Origin of the sequence: Parapedobacter sp. 2B3 (assembly GCF_041925275.1) — a bacterium.
Classification (GTDB): domain Bacteria; phylum Bacteroidota; class Bacteroidia; order Sphingobacteriales; family Sphingobacteriaceae; genus Parapedobacter; species Parapedobacter pyrenivorans_A.
This window is the reverse complement of the sequence record NZ_JBHEUZ010000003.1, coordinates 153,158-169,726: the sequence shown is the minus strand read 5'-3', so window position 1 is coordinate 169,726 and position 16,569 is coordinate 153,158. Positions and strand designations below refer to the sequence as shown.

Below are 16,569 nucleotides of genomic sequence, written 5' to 3'. Positions count from 1 at the left end.
AAAATAGGTAAAATTTTCTTTAATGTCCGGAATCCCTTTTCTCTTCTTTTAGTATGCTCAATGCATTGTTTATCATATTTTTAAAGGCAGTCATGAACATTTCCGTTGGTTCGTTTGCTGATTGTTGAGACGGGAATCTTTTTTCCATTTCAGATAGCCGTTCGTCAATTACCGAATTGATATCCGTCTTCCTTTTCCTGTAGGTGTCAATTTCCTTCTCTTCCTGAAGATGCTGCTGCAACCTGTCGTCATCATCTGCACGATTCAAGTATGCATACGCATCGAAATAGCGTTGCAGCAATCGTGCGATCAACCAAAGCAAGCCGATGATAACGGCAAATAGCAACGCTAAAGCCAACATATTATACGCCTCTGTTTTTTTCCTTCTTGATGCGTATCCACTTGACCACGGCCCAAATGGCAATGGCCACCGCAAGGACGACGATCAGCAGCGGTGCGAAGCTGACGAAGAGCGTGAGCAGTCCGGGCAAGCCCCCCAAAAAGGTCTTTTCCACGTCGTAAGGGTCGCCGATTTTTGTTTCGGTATACGAAAGGTTATCCAGTGTTTCAGCGCTCAGTTCGCCTATTTCTGAAAATAGTTCTTCACTGTGGACGAGGATGCGGTCAAACGAAAAGGTGTCGTTGCGGTCGTGGTAAGTGACCACTAGGTTATCTTTTGGGGTAGGCGAAAAATTCGTTTTTTCACCAACGAGGAGCCGGTGTGTTTCATTGTGCCGGAAGCCAAAACCCGGCGAGATGCCATGGATGTCTTCCGGCATCAGGCCATCCATCAGCTGGATGTAGAAACTTCCCTTCCCGATGGGCTGGTGCCATACGCTTCCGCTTTCCAACAGATAAATGAAGGCGTTTTTACGCTCGCTGTTATAACCGTTGCGGATGCCCGCCTCGTTGGTGTTCACGATGAAATACACGTCGACCGACTGGCTTTCTTGGGGGCTAAAGGCCATCTGCCACACCATCCAGTTATCACCCGATGGTATGGTTTTACGGTTGTCGTGGTTCAGTTCGGGGTGCGCTTCTTTCAGCAGGGGCAACCACCTGTTTCCGGCTTTTATTTTGAAGCGGCTCAGGGAGTCGAGTGTGACCTGGTTGAGGTCGATACCGCCACCGGCATACATGCCGTTGATGGGGTATCCCATCTTGAAATCCAGCTTTTCTTCCGTTGTGTTGCGGAACACGTACGTGCCTTTTACCACCGCATAACCTTTGTACAGCTGGATGTAGATGCGTTCTTGCTGCATCTGCACTTTTTTGAACGTCAGGCTGTCTTCGGGGTACAGCATGGTGAATACCGTTCCGCCGGCGTTCCATACGCCGGGCTGCGCCACATTGGCATGGACCCGCATTTGGGTCAAAACCAGTAGCAACGAAATGCCAACGGTACATACGGTATGGATGAAGTGCTTCATCATGGGACGAGCTGCTAAATGCCGTTATAAATAAATGGCGCCCAGTACTTCGGTTGTTTGTACCGGTCGCCGAAATCCCCCTTCACAAAAGCACGCTTGATGGCGTGGAGTGTTTTTCCGGCGGCGGCCTGTTCCTGCACCACTTTTCTGAACAGGTTCTGCATGGTCAGCGCGGTGCCGGCATCGTCTACCGGCCACAGCGACAGTAGCGTCGCGTTCGATCCGGCAATCAGGAAAGCCGTGTTCAACCCATTGATGCCCTCGCCGCCGTAAAGTTTGCCCACGCCGGTATCGCACGCGCTCAATACCACCAGGTCGGTATTCAGGTGCAGCCTGGCGATTTCCGGGGCGAGCAGATAGGTGTCTTCGTTCGCGTCCCCGCCATCGGGCTGCGAGAACATCACGCCACTGAATTCGGGGATGATGTCGGTGGTAAAGCCGTGGGTCGAGATCAGCAGGTTTCTGTATTGCGTCAATTCACCCGTCGCATCGAGTGCCTTGAAACGGCTTTCGCTCATTTCGTACCCGGTAAACACGGTTACGTCATCAGCCAACGAACCGATATATTGCACCTCGTTCAAGGTGCCTGCTAAGTAGTTGGCCCCGCCAAATCCGACGGCTTCAAGTTCCTGCTTGAAGTTGTAATCGCCTAGGCTGATCTTTCTATTGATCGCATCAGACACGTGGTAAAAATCTTCGATTCCGCGTGCCGTCGGCTCGATGTTGCCCGACGGCTGGTAGAAGGCGCCACCAAAGGCGATGGCCGGTTTCCGGTCGGCGGTGTAACGCCTGGCGGCCAATATTTTCCAGACGGTGGTGCTGGGGATGTAACGGACGTCGTGGCGCTCGATGAAGTGGGCATTGTTCGGTGTGAGGAATGCCTCGAACGGGAGATAGTTCAGTTCCTGCGCAGGACTGATGATCACCGTTCGGTATTGAGCCAGGATGTCCTGTACGGGTGCCAGCGCCAGGTCATACCAAAACCGCAGGAAATCCCGTTGCATGGGTTGGAGATCCGGTCTGTCCGACTCCAGCAGCTGACGTGTCCACTCCACCAACAGCACGAAGTCGGCTTTTTTGTATGCCGCTTCCTTGGTGGCGTATTGTACCAATTGCCCATCGTGGTAGTCGACGTTCAGGTCGTTCAGGTAGGGGTTCAATGGCGCCGGGATTTTCTTTACCCGGTCGGTATAGGCTTTTTTGAACCGCAGCAAGTCGTCAATCGGGTAATGGTAGCGCAGCTCGGCCTGTTCGTTGGTAATGGCGGTGATAATGAGTTCGCCGGGGCGACCGATGCTGTAGGTGAGGAGCACCTCGTCGGGTTTCAGCAACGATTGGGCGTCGGCAATGGTGGCCGTGGCCACATCGTGTTGCAGCATTTCCTTCAGGTAGCCGCTCCGGCTTTGTTCCTGCGCGGTGAATAGTTTTCCGATTTCTCCAGTATGCCGGTAGCTCATGGCCAACCCGCCGTACACGCCGGCAACTTCGTTCATGTACGCCAGTTTCTGTTTGGCATCGAGCCCGCTTTTGACCTGCTCCACCAACGCTGTGCTTTTTTCGAACTGCGTGATGGCCTCGGGGTACGATTTGTTGTTGAAATAAATGAACCCGAGGTTGTTGTACAGGTTTTGTGCCTGGTCGTAGATGCTGTCCTGGAGATATCCCTGGGCCGTTTCTTCGGTAATCCGTGCGGCCTCGCCGTATAGGCCTTGCTTGGCTTTGACGATGATGTAGTTGCCGTTGACTTCGCGTGTGAGGTTGGGGTCGTTTACCTGCTGCGCCAGCTGGTAAGCCTTGGTGAGGTAGCTGCTGCTTTTGCCCAGGTCGGGCACGGCGCCATTGAGCAGGTGATGGGCGCCGATCGAGTTGTATGCCTTCGCTTTGAAGTAGTCGCTGTTCAACCCGTTGGCCGTTTGTTCCAGCTGATGGGCCACTTGCAGTTTTTCTTCCTGTTTGTCACCGATGCCGTCCAGCACATGGATTTTATGCAGCTGCATGCTGGCCAGCTGGTACGAAGGGAACCCGATGGGCTGATAGCCTTCCAACGCGTGGTTGATGGTCAGGAGCGCTCCCCGCGCGTCGTACCGGTCGTTTTTGAGTATGGACAGGAACCAGCCCGCATAACTCCGTTTCCAGGCCATGGACGGGTCGCCTGCCGTGAGGGTCAGGAACGCCTCGAATTGTTTCTCCGATTCCAACCGGTTGCCGAGGCTATAGTAATTGATGGCTTTGGTAAGCGGTACGATTTGCTGGATGTGGGGGTTGGCGTATTTCATGGCATTGAACTGCGCAGCCAATGCGTCGATGTTGTCGCATGGCGTTCCCTTGCTGGCACCGACGAAACATTGGTCGAATGCGAGGGCCAGCGCCGGGTTCATGACACCGTCGCGAACCACTTCGGCGAGCGCATCACCAAAATGTGAGAAGTCGGCTTCGGTAAAGTGCGCAAGCACGTCGATGTCGGTATGCACATCGTCCATGGTTTTATGCGAACGCAGCTGCACGGCATAATGCAATTGGTTGGTTGCCTGGTCGGGTTCCCCCTTGATGAATGCGATGTACGACTTGACCAGATAGGGGTAGGGGGAGATGGGGTCGATGCGGAAGGCCTTTTCCGCATCCTGTGCGGCTTGGCCCGCATCGCCCGCGCACAGCTGATAGAACGCGTGTAGGTAGTAACCGGCAAACTCGTCCGGGAAGTCGCGCATGAGCTGTTCGCTCCCCGCCTTCATTTTGGACAGGTCGCGTGCGGCGTAGCCTTCCATGTACATGGCGTAATGGTCGTTGAATGCATTCGGTTGAGCCTGGACAACCGAAAGTACCGCCCAAAGGATACCTGCGAAAACGATGCTGGACTTCATCGGGTGGATGGGTTAAAGTGCCGTTTTCAGTTTGCCGCCATCGTAGTAGCCCTTTTCGACCACGTTGCCGTCTTTATCCACTAGGAAACCCAGTCCCTCACGGTAGCTGTCGTTCCATATGCCTACGTACTTTTCCCCGTTGGGATAGAACATCACGCCGAACCCGTTCCTGCCACCACCAAGGTATTGGCCATAATAGGAGTGGCCATCGTCCCACACATGGATCATCGGGAAGTACCGGTAGCCCCACTTGAAATACCCGATGGCATAGGCTTTGTCATACTTTTCCATGGTAAACCCGGAGGTCCCGTCGCCTTTCACCTGCGCGTATTGTCCGGGGGCATCCACTTGGAATCCGTTGATGTCTTCGACGTCGTTCTTGAATTGTTTCTGCCACGCCACCTTGCCGTTGGCCATTTTAAAGGCGGGTCCGTTTTTCTTGTTTTTGCGGTAGGTGTACAGCTCGATGGTGCCTTGTTGCTTATCCATGCTGATAAGCGGTCCGTCGAGGTGCTGGTCCAGGTTATACGTGGTATAGGTAGTGCCATCGGTACGTAACACCATGCTGGGCCCTACGTCGAGGCCGTTCAATTTGAAGCCGTAGTGCACGGATCCATCGTCTGCCGTCATGGTTTCGAAGCTGACCAAGCCTTTTTTCACTTCTTTCTTGCCCGCTTGGTTTTTGGTGTTATCCTGTGCGTAGCCCGCCATACCTATCATGGAGAGGAAGAGCAATGCGATAAATCCTGTCGTTTTGTTCATGTCTTTTTTGTTATCCGTTCAGATTCGTTATTATTTATTAGGCTGTTGCGTGTAGTTGGCGTATACCTGTTTGAAGAAATCCAATACGTGCTGCTCATTCGTCGCCGTATGCATCTTTTCGGGTGTTTTGATGCGTCGCAGGGTTACGTTCAAGGTCTTTTCCGGCTTATAGGTCCAATCGCTATGGGTAACCGATGCCACCCACACCTCCCCGTCATACAGGTATTCGGTGGTATAGGTGGTCATCACCTTCGGTGTCTCGCCGCTTTTAACGGGGTAGTGCACCCGTTTTTTTATCACGTCTCCCTGATTGTTATATACGAAAGTGGTCAGTTGTTCTGTTGAGTTTTTGAGGCCAGGTTCGGTGTTCACGATGGCTTTCTCGATGTTCCCCGCTTCGTTCAGGAAGAAAACCGTGTCAGTCACCACCTTGTTGTCCTGATACGTTTTGACACGGTAGCCCTCTTTTCCGCCGTATTCGATGTAGCTGGTTTTGTTGCCGTGCTTGTCGAAGAACGTTTCCCCGCGCAATTCGCCCATGTCGTTGCGGAAGGCGACGGTCTGTTGCTGGTCGCCATTGGGATCCTTGCGGGTGCAGGTGGTCTTATTGCCATCGGTTTCATACGTGTAGGTCGTCGCGCTTGCCATCGGACCGGATTCGGAAGCGAAGAGGTGGGTCATTTTCACCAGGTTGCCGGCATCGTCGTATTGGTACGTCCGTTGGCTACCGATGGTCTCGGTAATCATTTCCTTTACTTCCGAAAGCTTGCCGCTGCCGTCGAATACGAATTGCCGGGCGCCGGTCTGCTTGAATTGGTTTGTTTCACCGGTATAGTATCCCGTGATTTCCAAGGCCTGTTGGGTGTTTTGGCGAAAGCCGAAATCTGCTGTGCCAGTTTCCTGTGCCGAGGCCGGTGAGGCAAGGGCAAGGACGCAAAGGACGGCACACGTGTTGATGGTTCGATGCATTTGTTTTTTTCTCCATAGCAAAAAAGGCCAATTTAAAGATGGCGAACAATAGGGCATTTGTCCCATTTTGCTGTAAATCTTACGGCAGCGCTATTTGCTGTAGTGTCGCTTCAACTATATGTAGCCGTTTATGCCTGAAATCTGTTGTTCCAGTGGTTGTTCCGTTAGCAAATGCTGTTTTGAAAAGCCCAATACCGGCAATGTTTTTCGCTTTCAAATCTACTTCGGCTTCGGCCACGACGTCGTTGTTCTCGTCACGTAAGTACAGCACCATTCGGTAAGGCTTTAGCTCTTTTTGGTTTTTCTTGTATGCCTGTAAAGTTTGTTCAGAATACGCTTGTAAATCAAAAGGCAAATGATCATTTGGTGCCTCTTTGTCGAAGCGTGAAATGCCTTTCAGCAGTTTGTCCTGTGCGGTACTGTCTTCGATGAGCTTAAATTTAATTTCGCCGGAATGATAACCCGTCGCATCTTTGAGGTAAGCCGTGGCGTAGAAATAGCTTTGCGGCTCTACGAAAGAGAGAATCTCTTTGTCTTCGAGGTAGAAATAATTGGTTACGATGTCGGCTTCGTCGGGTGTTTTCTGGCGGTGGATTTCTTTGTACAGCTTGTCTTTGGAAGAATAGTAACGTTCGGTAACGGATTGCGTACCGTCTATATCGGCTTCTATTTTACGCAATAAATTTTCTTTGTAACGAAATTTGATATGGCTTTTGCTTCCGTCTTTGAAACGGATTTTTTCCTCGGTAATTTTCCCATGCTTGTCGTAAACGTAGGTATAAGTCCTGTTCAGGTAGGGGTTGGTGTGCGTCCACACTTGTTTATGCAAACGCCCGTGTTTGTAGGTGCTTTGTGACTTTGCCCAACTGTCGTCCAGGAAACTTTGGTTTTCGTAGCTTTCGATGTTGCCGTCGGCATTGAAAGTCTGGGTTACTTTTTCTACTTCTTCGACATTTTTCACGCTACCGTCATTGTCGTAGTCTATGCTGTAATACATTTGTGTTACTTTTTTAACCGGCTTGGTATAACCGTAATCCCGATAGCTGATATCGGGAAGCGACTGGGCGTTGCTTCCCGAAGCAGCGAGAATCACCGAACCTGTGAATAGCATTTTGTGGATCGACTTCATGAGCAATTTTTATTTGAGCTTAAAGTTGAATCTAAGTGCCAGGCAAAAAATTGGCGTTCCCATAACTTGCCAGCGTCACTAGTTGTTGCAATAGATGGTATATTGTCTGTTCCTTTTTTCGCCCATATAATTTTCGACAACATGAATCGTAGTCTTATTATATGAGGTAGAAATAGAAAATTCATCCATTTGGGTATAACCCAGGTTGCTAGCAACGGACCTGGCGATAATCTGATATTGCAGCCTATTGCCATAATGGTCTGTTTTTAAAACAGCAAACACAGATTCGGTTCCTTCGGCCTGCGGTCCCCTCAACATCACCAAGAAGGTTTTCGAATCATCACATTCAGAAATTTTCCCGATAGCATAAGTAGTAGTATTTGGCGTACGAAACAGCCTTTTCGACATTTTATAATTGGTAACATCTCTGCCTTTTACATGATTATAATTGTGGGTGTACTCATTCGGAAGCCAATCAAAATTCACTTCCCATTCTTTCAATTCTGCAATTTGACCGGCATATTTTTCATTTAAAATATCGTTGGCTTTATTAAGCCTTTGCTCTTCAATAGCATCTATTCTGGTGCTAACTAGTTCGATTTGCTCTTTATCAGACGTGGTAATCCTGATGGTTTTACGGTCTCCGTTTTCTTTGTTATTGATTATCAAATCTACATCATAATCCTGATCTACGTTCTTGGAGCCTTCAAGCCTAACGTGATATTTGCGCATTTCTCCACTATAGTAATCTAAGTAATTACTTGATGGAGCTTTTTGAAATCGGCCTGCCTGAAGTGTATTTGGATTGACCGGAGCAATTCTGTCTACTCCTTCCTTATGTATAGCGGCGTATACCTTTCCGTCTGTATAATAGGTAACGAGGGCATCGTATGCATTACTTGTGTGTTTGAGGAAAGAAAGCGTATTTAAATCCAAAAATTTCACTTTATTCCCATCTTTAAATATCGCTACACTGCGGGAATCGATAATGTCTTTTATCTCGAATGGATATGTATGTAATCTCCATTTTTGAGTTTTCCAGTTATAAAACTGAACAAAACTCTCTTCAATTTTATTGAAATTGGTTTTACCTTTTTTGTCTTTCGCAAACTTTGGAAATGCATAAACAATTTCATCACCAATAATATCGTGAACTATTCCGTGATTTGTCGGCAGGTCTTTTCCTGCATGGAATTTCCCGGAAGCTTCATCCCATAAGAAAATATGTTCTGACTGATTTCCGGATTGGTCAAATCCGGCGATAAGGGCCTTGTCATTTTTGTAATCAAAAAAATGCGTTTTAAACCCACTGTCCTTTGTAAAGCCATAAAATACGACCTCCTTCACTTGCTTGCCGGTTTGCAAATCATAAATTAAACCATAAGCGCCCCCTTTGTGTAAAAAACAATGGGTCTCGTCTTTGTTAATAAGTAATTTTATGTCTCTTAGGCTGTTTACATTATAAAGACGACCTTCTTGGTTGTTTTGCGCAAAAACAGCTATACTATTTAGGGTTATGAAAAATAGAATCAGCTTTTTCATTTTTTGTTTGTTAAATTCGTTTTACTTGTCGTTCAGAGTAGCATATCGAATTCGGCACTTCTGCTTTCGATACCGATGTTCCGTTTTTGTGTTGTTACATTAAGTACAATTCCTCCTTGGTAGCAGTCAGCACGCTCAAAACCTGTTTACCTTTTGCCGGTGTAAACAGGGTAACCTTATCGCCGGTATTTAATTTTCCATATACATGGTCGTTCACTTTCAGATTTCCGTGGGTGGTTCTGACATTGTTGGAAGCCCTGCCATTGTAAGCGTATTTGGACTTGTCTTCAACAATGGCCGGAATACCCTCTTTGTAGGCATACTGCTTATTACTGTTGTATCGGCGAAGTTCCCGCACGAATTTCCAGAGCTGATAGGCGGGAATAAGCACCAATGGAAACAAAAAGACCAAAAAAGCCTGGTTACCACTCCATACAAGCGATAAGGCCATCAACATAGGTGGTGCAAACCATAGCAATCTTACTTTCATCTTCGACTGAAAGCCTCTTTTCAGGGCTTTGAAATCGTCCTGCTTAAAATATACTTTTCGTGGTGAGCTGTTTGAAAATTGGCTGTTGCGCTCATCGTCTTCTGTTGGTGGTACAGATGACAATCCATCAGCATCGTCTACCTCCAACAGTAGGGTCAGGTGCGACAAGGGCGCTTTTTCCAAAATGACCCTGTTGCCCACTTTGACTTTTCCGTAATGTTGTTGCTCAATTGAATATTGTACATCGTCTATATACACATAATAATGCCGTGAAGTGCTGGTTGTATTATTGCCTGATTTTGAAGTAGTGGTTCTGCTGGTCGTAACGCTCAGTTTTTTATCGGTTATTTTTCCTTGAATCCGATACTTGAAGCCCCGCCGCAAGTCGATGACGAATGTAGAGATCATATAGGCGATGATGCCAAAGAAGAACACGCTAAAGCCCACCAGCATATACAACCCGGTTTTATCTTGCAGGAATGTGCTGTCGTTTAAAAAAAGCGAATAAAAGCCATAGAACATTCCTGCGGCCAAAAATGGGAAGGCCAATATCGGAAGCAGGTGTTTTCTGATCTTTTTGATGTCCCGCGTGTTAAGCGGCAATTTTTCTTTCATCGGAGGAATCAACGACGGTTATTTTTCGAGCCAATAACGGACAGCGTCACCACCTACAACAAACATGGTATTGCCTACCGGCGTAAATTGTCTTCCGTTATGTCTCTTGCCACCGGCAATAAAATTGGCAACTCCGGCGCTACCGTTCTTGTTTTTCTTATATAATACGAAAGCATTATCCTGCGCTACGCCACCAAGCACCTCATTGGCTAAGAAGTAGTAATCTCCATCATGCACAAATCCACCCGTCGGACGCTTATCCAAATCAACATATTTATAGTCTGAATTTTCAGCCGAGAGTGATTTTGTGCTCAAATCGCAAGTCACTTCCCTGTTTCCTTCAAAAACCAATTTTAATTGATTGTCAAGTGCATAAAACAGCTGGAAATAGATGCGGGCTTCATAATTCGGGTTTCCTATAATAGTTAGGGGAGGAACTAATTCACTTGTCGGTACCTGTATCTCATCGCTCCATTGGTTGGTGTTTAAATCAAATACACCTATATACGTTTTCCCTAAGAGCTTATCCTTACGTAAGGGGAAATAGTAGATTTTATTATCCCAAAGTGTCATCTTTCCGGCAAACTCGTAACCGCCAGCTACCCCGTCATAAACCGTCCGGTCGATACTGGCTAATTTGGATAATTGCAATGTTTCCAAATCATATTCCCATAAAATATCCTCTCGACCAGTAACCTCGGTAGGCATAGCGAAATAGATTTTAGCGTCCTGTTGCGCATAGGTCGTAAACGGGCCATGCCATTTAGTTCCGCTATATAAAGAATTTTCCAGTCTTGATTTGGTGACAGGATTATTCATGTCAACCCCATGTTGGCTGAAATCTATTGGAGGAAGCGGCGTCAGTTTTCTCGTAGCTATATCGTAGGAGTAATTCTCTGTTCCTCCGCGACCAAATAGGAGGTATAGTTTATTGTTATGGAAAGCCTGGATGTGTCCGGTTCGGGCAAAGCCCGAAAGCTCGTGTAAGTATTGCATGACATTTCCACTATTTAATATTTTTACCTGCGCCGTAATCGGATTTGTCTCGCCACATTTATTGGTGATAATCGCTTGAAATGACGTGATAATATCTCCTTTCTGGATCTGGTCATCCGGAAGATCGGTGATAATTCCTTTAGAAAAATTGAACTGAAAAGAAGGCATTTGTACTACTTCTTCTTTTGGGTAGTACTTTCCGGTTTCGGGGTTCATTAAAATATTGTCATGTTCAAATTTCCAGCGAACTTGCATGTAGCTTAAGTCCCGTTCAAGTCCGCCTGCACCCACACCTTTGTAATTGGCACTCGATCGTTGGCCCGGATAGAGTTCAATCATATCTTTTATGACCGGGTTGGTAATATTGGGGTCTATGGGTTCGGTGAATAGCGTTCCTTCAGGAATTTCCGGGAGTTTCATCTCTGCACTTTTGCAAGGGAGATCGTCGTCGTTATTAAAAAGTTTCTTGCAAGATGCCAACGTAAATATACTTCCTGCGAAGAACAGACTTGCCGATAAAACAGCCCACTTGTTGTTGAATTTCTTTTGCATTCGATTTGAATTTATTGATGACCGTTGTTTTTTTGTTTCATTACCGTGTTTGGTTTATTAATCGTCCCATCCGGAGCCGTCAGGTACTGCATGCCCATTTTCAGCAACAGAAAGGGCAAAGCGATCAGTGCCGAGCCCCAGCGGTTCTCGGGCGTGAAGATTTTCGGATATTCTTTGACAATGAAAAACATCAGTGCCGCACCGAGTATGATGGCAATGTGCAACACCATCGTATTGGGATTGAATGCCCCAAAGTAAATTTCCAGCGGTTGCTGTGTCTTGTGTAGGTACAGCCGTTCGAGCAATACGAAAATAAGGTTGAGGTTAAAAAACCAATTGTGAAAAAATAGCACCGCCATATTCGCAATGATAATGTCCGTACCCTCTGTATCCGTCGCCGCAATAAATCCGAAAAGCACCACAATGAACACCCAATAAATGCCCATCAGAAACAAACTTTCGCCGAAGCCTTTTGAGAGTCCGTCTTCATATACCGCATTGGGGTTTCGCTTGTAGCACAGCCTATCTACCACCAAACGGATCAGCTCATTCCACCAAAAGAAGTAAATGAGGTAAAAAACGGTGGTCTGTCCGTTCAAGACCGACAATAGTGTCATTACCGCAAACAGGAGGAAATCCCATGGGCGGTAGTATCGTGCCTGTCTTTCGATGGAGGATAAAAGCGATTTCATTAGGGCATCATAGCGTATCCAGCTCCTGTTGTGCTTCTTCGTCGCCCTGTTCTGCGGCGAGTTTAAGCCAATGCTTTGCCCTTTCCAAATCGGGCGTTACACCGATACCGGTTTTGTAGATCAGTCCCAGATTGAATTGTGCACCCGCTTGTCCGCCGTTGGCGGCATGGGTGTAACAATCTATGGCTTTGGTGTAATCCTTTTCCACGCCCCGTCCCTCGAAATACATGTTGCCGATGTTAAACCAGGCTCTCGCGAACCCTTGGCCAGCTGCCATCTGGTAGTATTTTAGCGCTTTGTCCAAGTTGTGTTCAACTCCCTGCCCGGCCTCGTACAGATTGGCCATATTGAATTGGGCAAGGTCATAACCGAGATCCGCTGCACGGAGGTAATATTCGGTTGCCAGTGGGATGTTTTGCGTTACCCCATAACCTTTGTCGTAGAAAACACCGATGTTGTAGATGGCGGGTAGGTAATCTACAGCGGCCGCTTTTTCAAACCAATGTAAGGACAGCTTGTAGTCTATCGCGGTGCCGGTACCTTTGAAGTAGCATTGGGCCAGGTTATAAGCGGCCAGGTAATAGGTGTCGGCCGCTTTTCGGTAATGGGTGAATGCCTGGTGGCCATTTTGCTGCACACCGTTGCCGAACTCGTAAAGCACGCCCAGCTCGTTATTCGCCCTCGGGTCGTTTCCGTTTGCGGCGGCTTCGAGATAGTATAGCGCGGTATCCATGTTCTTCACTACGCCAAAGCCGTTCATATACGCTGCGCCGGTGAAATATTGGGAGGGAACGTCGCCCATGTCGGCCGCCTTCTTCAGCAGCGCGGTTCCTGTGGTTTGGTTGGCCGCTGTGCCCCGGCCATTGAAATAAGACAGGCCGAGGTTGTGGATGGCTTGCACATGGTGCTGATTGGCCGAAGCGGTGTACAGTTCGAATGCCTTGGCAGGGTCGGGTGTTCCGTCCACCAGGCCGCGTTCGTAATAGACGCCTAAAATGTTTTGCGCTTCGGGGTGCCCGTTTTTGGCAGATCGTTTCAACCAATGCAGGGTTTGTACGTGGTCATCCTGTTCCATGTAAAGCCTTACCAATTGGAATTGGGCGGATGCGTCACCATTATTCGCCAAAACGGTCAGGCTGTCTACATGTTGTGCCGATACGTTGGCAGCGGCAAGAAATAGGCAGATAAGAAGCATTGAAGGGTTCATAGGACGTCCGTGTTATTTCTCCATGGCAAAAAAGGTCAATTTACACATCGGGAACAATAGGGCATTTGTCCCATTTTCATAAGTAGCGGTTTCGGGGTTCTGTAAAATCACCCTCCATTTTCTTCGATGATGTCTACTGTAGGCGCATCGCAGCTGCATTTTTCCAACGTCATCTCCACCACGTTGTTTTGCGTAACATTCCGCCATACCTGGTGTTTTGCTTTATTTTCGAGCACCGTCCACGAACCGGCATAGCGTGGGTGTACAAGAAAAACCCGTTCGTCTTCGGCTTCGATTTTACTTGTTTCCCTGTTGGCACCCTGATAGTAGTTCGCGGCGGGGTAGGTGATGAACCCGGCGTCGATGGCCGTAAGGTATTCCGTCCGGAAGTAGAATTCATAGTATTCGTCGCTGGCAGGGGTGGTGACCGGCGCATCGCTGCCGCCGATCGTGTATTGTTTGTACGATACGATTTTCCAAACGCCGTTGCCCCGCTCCAATACACGGAACAGCTCGTTCTCGCCGAGGTGGTCGTCTTCTTTGTTGCACGCAATCAGTGAACATGCGCAGCATAGCAATAGGATTATCCGTTGCATCTCATTTCGATTGGAAGTTGAACAGAACCGACATAGCGAAATAATGGCGGCTGAAATTGGGGACGATGTAGTTGTCCAGTTGATTGAGCGGTTGGCGTGTGTAGTCTGCCGGAAACTCATTGGATTTTGTGATGTCGCGGCTATCGGCATTGTCCGAAAGTCCGGGGTCACGTCCGATTTTGGCTTCTTTGCTGGCCTTGCCGTAGATATAGCGGAGGTCCAGTGCAATGTATTTGTAGGGGCGGATTTTGATGCCACCACCGAATGAAATACCACCGGTATATAGGTTACGGAAAACCCCATTGAAAGGATACTCGGCGTTGACACTGTACACGCCGCCCGGATATAGTTGGTAGCTTACCATCTTGTAGGTGTTGCCATTGATGCCGAAGCTACCGAAGATATCCACCAATCGGCCGCCATATCCCACATCGAACAACCACTCACGGCGTCGTTCTTTCCAGTCGAAACGCCGGCCGTAGCCGCTTGCGCGCAAGACACTCCGGCTTTGGTCAATACCGAAGCGGAAATGCGTGACGGAAAAATAGGCGCCCATGCCCGATGCACCCAGGTGGAAAGACAACCCCGGATGCAGTTGCCCCGACTGCCAATTGCCCGGATTGGTTAGTGCGTCGCCCGCGTAGACTGCTTCCGCATAGTGGAGATAGCTGTCGAAACTACTTTGCAGCTTGCCGAGATTGGCGGTGGAATAGCCGTAGGTATAGCCGGGTGACAACCAGATATTGATTTTCTTGTTTTCCTTTTTCACTTTTTCGGATTGACTGTACAGCGGCCCGATAGCGGATACAGCCAATAGGAGGAATACGATGTGCTTGTTCATGTGCCTAGAAATTGCACGTTAGTTTTAAACCGAAATTGTTTATTTCCAACAGCGTCCGTTTGTTGAGTTCGTTGTACGACGAGGGGTTGATTTCCCGGTTGAGGTAGGCGAGGTCATATTCCTGCGATGGGCCGATGGTGTAAAAGAGCTGCAGGTGCAGCCCGGATCCGTTGCCGCCCACATAGGTTACATCTACGTGGGGTACATGGTACACATGCCCCAACGGTATCCCCAGAAAATAATCGTTCCCCGGGTTGTGGCTCGTCGCGATCTTCGTTTTTTTGCCGTTGTATTTGGTGGACATATTGATGGTGGCTGTTCCCGCGGGCATGATGCCGAAGCCGAAATTGAACCGCTTGATGTGCAATGGCGTCCACCAGACATCCAGCCAGTCAACACCGACTTGCGAAATACGGACTTTACGGGTGAAGTCTTCGCCACTGGGGCTCGTGCCGCCCGCCTTTTTATTCATCCAGACGTAGTGTACCTTAGCGAGCGACCAGCCCCATGTTGGTCCAGAATATTCCAACCCGATTTCAAACCCGGTCATGGATGTCCCCGTGCCCATGTCGTCCTGCAGCCAAGGCCGGTTCCGGTTGTAATATTCGGTTACGTGATTTACCACTTGCATACCACCGAAGTGCGTGCGCAGGCCGATGCCGATTTTGATGTCGGAAAATGATTGGGCCGACGATAGCAAAGGCAGGGCCAGGATGGCGAAACTGAAGATTAACGTTCTCACGGATCAGTCGAAAAACTTGTCTTTAAATTCTTGTGCGTGGTGTTTCAGGAATGTCGTCAGCGCCAGTTCCACGCCTTGTTGGTATTTGCTGGCATCGGCTCTTATTAGTGCCGCATCTTTTGCAGATCTGTTTTCGGCGGTGTAGAGCCTGCCGAAAGCTGTGCTTGTACCCCAGTTATCGTAATCTGCTTCTACCTCAGTTACTATTTTTTCTTCGTTTATTACACCTTCTATTTCTAAATCCTTCTTCAAAGCACCTACATAGGTACCCAAAGGCGAGCCGCCTATTTTATTTTTGCCGGCGATGAAATGAATTTTCGACTCACAGTCCACAATTACTTCTTTTGATCCTGGCGCAGTAAGCCCCACTTTGTTGGTCCATTTACTTTTGTCTGTATTGGTGGCAACGCGGCTCTTCATCCCTTCATCGGCAGCAAGCATTAAATTGGTTTTAGCAGTTAAGCTGGAACGGCCTCCAAATTTTCCACCTTGTTCTTCATCGTTCATAAAAAGAATATAAAGGTTTACATCAATAATAGCAGCATCATTGAGCTGAGAAGAAATGGTGTTGAAGCGTTCTACTTCGCTTTTCCACTGAAAAGTGCCCAAGCCTACGCCGTCTTTCTTTTTGCCAGATTTGTCAAATCCTTTAATGTAAAAAACGGCATCGGAAGGGTAGGCTGTTAAAAATCCTGCTGCTTCTGCTGAACTCATTTCTAATCCTTGATGGCGCTCATACGCTTTATAGTAGTCGATATTTTTCGCTGCATCGCCAGGAAGTACATTGAAGCCTTTGGCTTTCAGGTCATTTACAAATTTGGCATACGCGTCGTTCGTAATCTGTTGAATGGTCGTTGCGGGAATATCCAAACCTACGGCAAGCTCTGCCTGAGTTTTACCAATTACCCCACCCATCAAACCTCCGCCTCCTTTCGAGCTCACCTTACGGTAGTTAAAGACTTGATAGTTTACCGAAAAATTGGCGATGTACACGTCTTTGGACGGGAATTTCCTTGGTCCCATTGCTCCCCGGTCTTCTTTCGGCTTGAAATCGCCGAGAGTCTGAGCGGATACCGCGGTTGAGAAGCCGATGATTAACGCAGCGGCGATGACTAGTCCTGTTTTCATTTTTTTATTGTTGATTG

General features: G+C 48.1%; 15 protein-coding genes. All 15 read right to left on the bottom strand.

Going from position 1 to position 16,569, the window contains the following annotated elements; translation table 11 throughout:
• Positions 1-19: 19 nt before the first annotated feature.
• Positions 20-361: a hypothetical protein gene (locus ACEVG1_RS05310; protein ID WP_374742535.1), complete on the bottom strand. Its 342-nt coding sequence runs from the start codon at positions 359-361 to the stop codon at positions 20-22.
• Between the two features lies 1 nt (position 362).
• Positions 363-1,433, bottom strand: a complete 1,071-nt coding sequence (locus ACEVG1_RS05305) for a hypothetical protein (protein ID WP_374742534.1) — start codon at positions 1,431-1,433, stop codon at positions 363-365.
• Between the two features lie 11 nt (positions 1,434-1,444).
• Positions 1,445-4,291, bottom strand: coding sequence for a CHAT domain-containing protein (locus tag ACEVG1_RS05300; protein ID WP_374742533.1), 2,847 nt, complete (start codon positions 4,289-4,291; stop codon positions 1,445-1,447).
• A gap of 12 nt (positions 4,292-4,303) precedes the next feature.
• On the bottom strand, positions 4,304-5,053 hold the full coding sequence (locus ACEVG1_RS05295; protein ID WP_374742532.1) for a hypothetical protein: 750 nt from the start codon (positions 5,051-5,053) through the stop codon (positions 4,304-4,306).
• Between the two features lie 30 nt (positions 5,054-5,083).
• Positions 5,084-6,022, bottom strand: coding sequence for a hypothetical protein (locus ACEVG1_RS05290; protein ID WP_374742531.1), 939 nt, complete (start codon positions 6,020-6,022; stop codon positions 5,084-5,086).
• A gap of 79 nt (positions 6,023-6,101) precedes the next feature.
• On the bottom strand, positions 6,102-7,151 hold the full coding sequence (locus tag ACEVG1_RS05285) for a hypothetical protein (RefSeq protein WP_374742530.1): 1,050 nt from the start codon (positions 7,149-7,151) through the stop codon (positions 6,102-6,104).
• Between the two features lie 78 nt (positions 7,152-7,229).
• Positions 7,230-8,693, bottom strand: a complete 1,464-nt coding sequence (locus ACEVG1_RS05280; protein WP_374742528.1) for a hypothetical protein — start codon at positions 8,691-8,693, stop codon at positions 7,230-7,232.
• 94 nt (positions 8,694-8,787) lie between these two features.
• Positions 8,788-9,798: a hypothetical protein gene (locus tag ACEVG1_RS05275; protein ID WP_374742527.1), complete on the bottom strand. Its 1,011-nt coding sequence runs from the start codon at positions 9,796-9,798 to the stop codon at positions 8,788-8,790.
• An 18-nt stretch (positions 9,799-9,816) separates the two neighbouring features.
• Complete coding sequence (locus tag ACEVG1_RS05270; RefSeq protein WP_374742526.1) at positions 9,817-11,346, bottom strand: hypothetical protein; 1,530 nt, start codon at positions 11,344-11,346, stop codon at positions 9,817-9,819.
• 11 nt (positions 11,347-11,357) lie between these two features.
• Positions 11,358-12,038: a hypothetical protein gene (locus tag ACEVG1_RS05265; RefSeq protein WP_374742524.1), complete on the bottom strand. Its 681-nt coding sequence runs from the start codon at positions 12,036-12,038 to the stop codon at positions 11,358-11,360.
• Between the two features lie 7 nt (positions 12,039-12,045).
• On the bottom strand, positions 12,046-13,245 hold the full coding sequence (locus tag ACEVG1_RS05260; protein WP_374742523.1) for a tetratricopeptide repeat protein: 1,200 nt from the start codon (positions 13,243-13,245) through the stop codon (positions 12,046-12,048).
• Positions 13,246-13,352: 107 nt separating this feature from the next.
• Positions 13,353-13,841, bottom strand: coding sequence for a hypothetical protein (locus ACEVG1_RS05255; protein WP_374742521.1), 489 nt, complete (start codon positions 13,839-13,841; stop codon positions 13,353-13,355).
• Between the two features lies 1 nt (position 13,842).
• Positions 13,843-14,682: a hypothetical protein gene (locus tag ACEVG1_RS05250; RefSeq protein WP_374742520.1), complete on the bottom strand. Its 840-nt coding sequence runs from the start codon at positions 14,680-14,682 to the stop codon at positions 13,843-13,845.
• Positions 14,683-14,686: 4 nt separating this feature from the next.
• Positions 14,687-15,424 (bottom strand): hypothetical protein, encoded by a 738-nt coding sequence (locus tag ACEVG1_RS05245; protein WP_374742519.1) that lies wholly within the window; start codon positions 15,422-15,424, stop codon positions 14,687-14,689.
• 3 nt (positions 15,425-15,427) lie between these two features.
• Positions 15,428-16,552, bottom strand: coding sequence for a hypothetical protein (locus ACEVG1_RS05240; RefSeq protein ID WP_374742518.1), 1,125 nt, complete (start codon positions 16,550-16,552; stop codon positions 15,428-15,430).
• Positions 16,553-16,569 lie beyond the last annotated feature (17 nt).

Excerpts from the sequence above, each read along its gene's own strand:
- ACEVG1_RS05310 (WP_374742535.1), bottom strand. The coding sequence starts at position 361 with ATGTTGGCTTTAGCGTTGCTATTTGCCGTTATCATCGGCTTGCTTTGG.
- ACEVG1_RS05305 (WP_374742534.1), bottom strand. The coding sequence starts at position 1,433 with ATGATGAAGCACTTCATCCATACCGTATGTACCGTTGGCATTTCGTTG.
- ACEVG1_RS05300 (WP_374742533.1), bottom strand. The coding sequence starts at position 4,291 with ATGAAGTCCAGCATCGTTTTCGCAGGTATCCTTTGGGCGGTACTTTCG.
- ACEVG1_RS05295 (WP_374742532.1), bottom strand. The coding sequence starts at position 5,053 with ATGAACAAAACGACAGGATTTATCGCATTGCTCTTCCTCTCCATGATA.
- ACEVG1_RS05290 (WP_374742531.1), bottom strand. The coding sequence starts at position 6,022 with ATGCATCGAACCATCAACACGTGTGCCGTCCTTTGCGTCCTTGCCCTT.
- ACEVG1_RS05285 (WP_374742530.1), bottom strand. The coding sequence starts at position 7,151 with ATGAAGTCGATCCACAAAATGCTATTCACAGGTTCGGTGATTCTCGCT.
- ACEVG1_RS05280 (WP_374742528.1), bottom strand. The coding sequence starts at position 8,693 with ATGAAAAAGCTGATTCTATTTTTCATAACCCTAAATAGTATAGCTGTT.
- ACEVG1_RS05275 (WP_374742527.1), bottom strand. The coding sequence starts at position 9,798 with ATGAAAGAAAAATTGCCGCTTAACACGCGGGACATCAAAAAGATCAGA.
- ACEVG1_RS05270 (WP_374742526.1), bottom strand. The coding sequence starts at position 11,346 with ATGCAAAAGAAATTCAACAACAAGTGGGCTGTTTTATCGGCAAGTCTG.
- ACEVG1_RS05265 (WP_374742524.1), bottom strand. The coding sequence starts at position 12,038 with ATGAAATCGCTTTTATCCTCCATCGAAAGACAGGCACGATACTACCGC.
- ACEVG1_RS05260 (WP_374742523.1), bottom strand. The coding sequence starts at position 13,245 with ATGAACCCTTCAATGCTTCTTATCTGCCTATTTCTTGCCGCTGCCAAC.
- ACEVG1_RS05255 (WP_374742521.1), bottom strand. The coding sequence starts at position 13,841 with ATGCAACGGATAATCCTATTGCTATGCTGCGCATGTTCACTGATTGCG.
- ACEVG1_RS05250 (WP_374742520.1), bottom strand. The coding sequence starts at position 14,682 with ATGAACAAGCACATCGTATTCCTCCTATTGGCTGTATCCGCTATCGGG.
- ACEVG1_RS05240 (WP_374742518.1), bottom strand. The coding sequence starts at position 16,552 with ATGAAAACAGGACTAGTCATCGCCGCTGCGTTAATCATCGGCTTCTCA.